This window comes from Pectobacterium fontis, assembly GCF_000803215.1.
GTDB lineage: Bacteria > Pseudomonadota > Gammaproteobacteria > Enterobacterales > Enterobacteriaceae > Pectobacterium > Pectobacterium fontis.
The window spans coordinates 1-5,115 of sequence record NZ_JSXC01000005.1; the positions used below are offsets into that span (position 1 = coordinate 1).

6 protein-coding genes are annotated in these 5,115 nt (G+C 53.2%); 2 read left to right on the top strand and 4 right to left on the bottom strand.

Going from position 1 to position 5,115, the window contains the following annotated elements:
• Window positions 1–488: site-specific integrase (locus tag OI69_RS02450; RefSeq protein WP_039345684.1), on the bottom strand; the 488-nt coding region annotated here is incomplete at its 3' end.
• Between the two features lie 38 nt (window positions 489–526).
• Window positions 527–3,409: a DNA primase gene (locus tag OI69_RS02455; RefSeq protein WP_039345687.1), complete on the bottom strand. Its 2,883-nt coding sequence runs from the start codon at window positions 3,407–3,409 to the stop codon at window positions 527–529.
• A 111-nt stretch (window positions 3,410–3,520) separates the two neighbouring features.
• On the opposite strand from OI69_RS02455, the gene OI69_RS02460 reads away from it, so the two are divergent.
• Both OI69_RS02460 and OI69_RS02465 read left to right on the top strand, forming a co-directional pair.
• On the top strand, window positions 3,521–3,922 hold the full coding sequence (locus tag OI69_RS02460; RefSeq protein WP_039345690.1) for a helix-turn-helix domain-containing protein: 402 nt from the start codon (window positions 3,521–3,523) through the stop codon (window positions 3,920–3,922).
• Between the two features lie 78 nt (window positions 3,923–4,000).
• A complete protein-coding gene (locus OI69_RS02465) occupies window positions 4,001–4,225 on the top strand; it encodes a SymE family type I addiction module toxin (RefSeq protein WP_039345697.1) in 225 nt (74 codons plus the stop codon).
• Between the two features lie 88 nt (window positions 4,226–4,313).
• On the opposite strand, the gene OI69_RS02470 is transcribed toward OI69_RS02465, so the two are convergent.
• Window positions 4,314–4,604: a barstar family protein gene (locus tag OI69_RS02470; protein ID WP_039345693.1), complete on the bottom strand. Its 291-nt coding sequence runs from the start codon at window positions 4,602–4,604 to the stop codon at window positions 4,314–4,316.
• Between the two features lies 1 nt (window position 4,605).
• On the bottom strand, window positions 4,606–5,115 hold a 510-nt coding region (locus tag OI69_RS19010; protein ID WP_327078723.1), incomplete at its 5' end, for a ribonuclease domain-containing protein.

The window sequence follows — 5,115 nt, forward strand, 5'->3', positions numbered from 1 at the left end:
AGCACGGCACGGTTACGCAGTCCGGTTAATGTGTCGGTGTCCTGTGCCTCCATCACCGCCTCGGTTTCTTCCTCGCTCAGTATCTGCGCCGGAAGTCGTTTCTCCGCTTTCGGCAGCGTTATCTGCTCAGCGGGGTTGTACAGGATATGGTGCCGTTGCAGCAGCCAGCGGAACAGCATGCGTATCGCTGACAGGCGGTTTAGCTGACCACCCTGTGCCAGCGGTTTACCATCTGCCTTGCGGTAGCCATGAAGGTGCCGCTGATAGGCTTCCAGCACCGACAGACTCACCTGTGCCGCCTGTGTCATCCCCCGCTCTTCACACCACGTTACGAACGGGCGCAGCCGTTCACTGTATGCCTCCACCGTGCGCGGGCTGTGGTTCGTGGCAGCAAGGTGTTCGAGATACGCCGTGGCGTACTGGCGCAGCGTCCGTGACAGGCTGCTAAGGTAAGTGGCTTCTGGTGTCGGGGCTTTCGGTTTAGTCATGGCGGCGTGTCCTGCGTAAGAGAGACGGTGATGGGGAACTACGGTACGATGGGTTTATCCTGTGTCACCGGAACAGTGCTTTTGCCGTTAACCCGACCGGATGACGTAGAACCCTTGCCAGCACTGGCTTTAACAGCGATTGCCTTGTTCGACCGACCACCGACTGCACCCCGACCAGAGGCCGACTGCTTTTCACCTACCCCCGACCGGACGGAGTCGTACTGACCTTTCTCGGTTATTTCTACCGTTTCCAGTACATCGATAAGGCCGCACAGGTGCGCGTTATCAGCCTGCGCATCACCGTCGAACAGCAGTTCATAGCAGAACGTCAGCCCCCGCTTGTGCAGCATCAGGTATTCCAGTTCAACCAGTCGGGCAAGGTGGATTTTCAATTGTGTATCGCCCCACTGCACCACATCCCGTAGCTGTTTGCGGGTGAAGTGGTATTCCGCTTTCAACTGACCGCTCTCCGCTATCCAGCCCTGTATCAGCAGCAACAGCTTCCGCGTCTGCGGCGGCATCTCGTCCAGCGTCCGGCCAAGGATTTCATGTGCCAGCTTGTTGGCCAGCACGATATCCGACCGCTCCACCTCGATATACTCGATAACCTGACCACGGTGTTCAACCGTCTTCACTTCCCGCTGGTACTGGTGCAGCAGCGCGATGCTTTGTATCAGCGTCAGGTACTTCATATGGTCACGGCGAGTACGGGTTTTGTCGCTCAGGAACGTAAGCTGTGAGGCGAACGGGTTCACCACCTTTAACGGTTTCAGTAACCGTTGGGCATTTTGATGTAACTCCGTCAGATAACCTTTTTCGTTCTCCATCAGCAGCCCTTCCAGGGTCTGTTTATGCCGCTGCAAGGCGTGGATAGCCTCGGTCTGTTCACGGGATTCATTCACCGTCAACACAAGGCAACGGTTAAGCAGTTCTTCATCCACGTCGATGGCCGTGGTGGTTAACATCAGCATTACCGGACCTTTGACCGTGTATTGCTTCGTCACCAGATTACCTGTGGCATCATCCTTACCCGTACTGGCGATGGTTAACTCACCATCCGACTGCAACAGCTTCAGCGCATACGCCGCCTGCCGCACGCCTTCTTCTTCCGCGATGGCGAGGATTTTATGCTGGAGATTGGTTTCGCCCAGATAGAACAGGCTTTGTCCCGTCATCGCGCTGTACTGTAAGCGCTCTTCCGGCGGGATAAGATTAAGCACGGCGTCCATTAAGCTGGATTTACCCGCCGCACTGGATGACTGGATTAACACCGCTAACGGTCTGTCCAGCTTGCGCGACACCGCCGCCAGATAACCCGCCACTAAGTTAACGGACTCGCCGACCACGCCACAGGCCGCAAGATCATCCGTCAGCCTGCCGATAAGATTCGGGTCACGCAGCAACGCCAGCGCCTCATCCCGCTGTTCGTCGGTAATATCCTGTGTGATTTCACCGTTCGTTTCCGGCTGGCTCAGGTGATTCTCCAGTGCCAGAAGCACCCGGCCTAAGCGCTGTTTGATGTCACTTTCAGCCAGCCCTAACTCACCCGCGGCCAACCGCGCATAACCCGCACGGCTCCGCGCACTCATCATGTCCACGCTGTCCGCGAACACTACGCCACTGGCCGTGTCCAGTACCTGCGCGTTCACCTTCATCACACCGCTACCCGCTTTCACCGACGCCATGCCCCGGATGCGCCATTGCTGGCCGGACAGCGCTATCTCAACCTCACCGTTCGGCAGGGCTTCAACCACAACCCCGGCAGCTAAAGAGGTGGCGGAGTGAGACGGGTTTTCAGACTCTGGTACAGAGGCATTTTCAGGTTCAGCACTGACCACTTCTCCCATCGGTAACGCCCCGTCAACCAGTAACCCGAACGCCGCTTCCGGTTCAGCCACACTGCATAAGTAGCCGTTCGCATCCATCCCGGACGGGAACACCACGCGGAACGGCGTGATGCCCTCAGCCGCTAACGATGCAGCCAGTTTCACCGCGCCTTCATCCCCCGCCGCGTCGTTATCGAACGCGATAAGCACCTGTTTTACGCCGTGCCGGATAAAGGCTTTGCGCATCTCCTCCGTGAACCCGTTCACCCCATACGCCGCCGTTACGTTACGGAAGCCAGCTACCCAGAAGCTCATCGCATCGATAAGCGATTCACACAAGATAACCGACTTACTGGCAACCAGTGCCTGTTCGTTCCACACTCCGCCGTGGGGTCCCGGCAGATACAGATGATTCGGCGTTCCCGCACGCAACCGCTCACCCACTTTACGCCCGTAAAGCTCCCGCACCTGACCGTGCATATCGATAACCGGAACCACTAACGACCCCGCCAGATGTTCATGGCCGGATGAACGCAGCACCCCGATGGCCTGCAACTGGCTGCGAACGGTTGCCCCGTCTTTCAGTTTGCTGGATGGCAGACGGTAGCCCAGCGTCCGGTTAGCGAACCCCAGCTTAAAGGCGGCGACTAACTCAGGATGATTCAGGCGGCGCTTTTCCAGATAGGCGATGGCCTCCGGCGCGTTCAGCAACGTGTGGTGATAGAACGCGGTAACGCGATGCAGCAACGCCTGTCTTTCCTGTTCATTAGCGATATCCGACACAGGCGGCAGCGGCGCAGCGGCGGGCACATTTCCCAGTTCACCCCGCAGCTTGTCGACCGCATGAGGCAGGCTTAACCCTTCCGTTTTCATCACCCAGTCCAGCACCGAGCCGCCTGCATCACAGCCGAAGCAGTGATACAGGTTCTTCTCCGGCGAGAGAACGCAAGAAGGGGTTTTCTCCTGATGGAACGGACACAGCACCACGAAGTCCTTGCCGCGTTTCACCACCTTTCTTCCCTGACCACGCACCACCTCAACCAGTGACACGGCGGCTTTCAGGTGCTGCAACTCAGATTCGGGGATGCGTGCCATATGCGTTTCCTCTAAAAACCTGTCAATAGGGTTTGGCTAAAAATAACTCGACATCAATATACCACATAACGTAGTATATACAACATATCGTGGTAAAACGTGAGGTAAGTTATGGCTGTCCTATTACATTCAACATCGGTAACAGCTATGGCTATCAGTAACGAAGAACGCGATTTCTTCATGGCACTGGGTGAACGTATCACTAACCTGCGTAAAGAGCGGGGCATAACACAGGCTGAACTGGCGGAGAAGCTCGGCGTTTCCCAACAGACGGTTCAGGCATGGGAAGCCGGACGCAGAAGGATCAAGGTTTCATCACTCCCTTCTGTAGCGCAGATTTTTTCAGTTTCTCTCGAAGAGGTATTCGGGGAAGCCCCAGAGCCTGCCAGACGCAAGCGTGGCCCAGCCCCTAAGTGGCAGCAGCAGATGGAAGAGATAGACAGTTTGCCCAAGGCAAAACAGAAGATGATTTCGGAGATGTTAAGCGCCCTGATTGCTCAGGCGCGTAACTGACGGATAAATAGCGCGGCGAAGATGAGTTCGCACCTCACCCACGCCGCTCACCACAAGCAACTAAACGAGGTAGTTACTATGGCTAAGGCACATTCTAAGTCAGACGTCACACTTAATAAACCCGCCAGAACAGAGCGTTACTACACCGTGGGATACGCCCCGCATAATGGCAAGTCCAACCCGCCCTCTGCCATCAACCTTAAAGGCCGCTGGCTCGAAGAGTGTGGCTTTATCACCGGGATGCCCGTCACCGTGACGGTGGAGCGGGGCAGGATTATTATTGAGACGCAGATTAATCTGTAGAAAATAACCTGACCATAAAATTAAAAAAGCCGGAAGGATCTCGTGATCGCCTCCGGCTTAATTTAAGATACCGACTAGTCAGTTAATATTAAGAAAGATTAAATTTAAAAACACTTTCATTAAACCCTGAAAACTCATCTATTCTATTAAAAACCGACAATAGCCTTACAAACTCCTCAGGGTAATTACTCTTAAAAAAAGAGCTATTTTTCCATTCCAATATTAATGGTTTATCTTCATTATCTATAGGAACCATAAAATCATATAACGCATCCGCATTTTTTCCAAAATAAGGACCAAAATCAAACACCTTTGAAAAATAATCATAAATCTCAGTTGGTGTCTTTTGCTCCTCACCATCCAGAATGACAAGTTTCATATTATTGACCTTTGCATTTTTTCCAGCGACCTAACTCTTCCGCAGAGTCATAATGATTAGAGGTAACATAAACTAAACCATCATTAGAATATAAAACTCTAGTGCCAGGTTGCTTAGCTCTTGACATACTATTATTCAAACCGACATCAGCTTCATACCACACTCTACCCGGAGCTTTTGGCAATATACCAGTTGAGTTCTCAAATATATCACCACCAATTTGCCCTCCTGGAACATAGTTACCTAATGCCTTACCCCTCGACCATCCCGCAGCTTCAGCCTGAGCTTTAGTTACATAGTTACTTGGTAATTTCCCAGTACTTTTCAGACTATCGACTATGCCATTGGAGCTTTCTGCTGTTTGATAAAATTGTTTTAATAGAGCGCCTTGCGCAGAACTTCCTGCATGTGTTCCGCCAGAAAGGGAGGCATTAGTAAACTGTAAACCAAAGGGATCGCACCACTCCAACGGATTATGTACATACCCCTGCGGCCTTATTCCCCCACCCAG

Excerpts from the sequence above, each read along its gene's own strand:
- OI69_RS02460 (WP_039345690.1), top strand. The coding sequence starts at position 3,521 with ATGGCTGTCCTATTACATTCAACATCGGTAACAGCTATGGCTATCAGT.
- OI69_RS02470 (WP_039345693.1), bottom strand. The coding sequence starts at position 4,604 with ATGAAACTTGTCATTCTGGATGGTGAGGAGCAAAAGACACCAACTGAG.
- OI69_RS02465 (WP_039345697.1), top strand. The coding sequence starts at position 4,001 with ATGGCTAAGGCACATTCTAAGTCAGACGTCACACTTAATAAACCCGCC.
- OI69_RS02455 (WP_039345687.1), bottom strand. The coding sequence starts at position 3,409 with ATGGCACGCATCCCCGAATCTGAGTTGCAGCACCTGAAAGCCGCCGTG.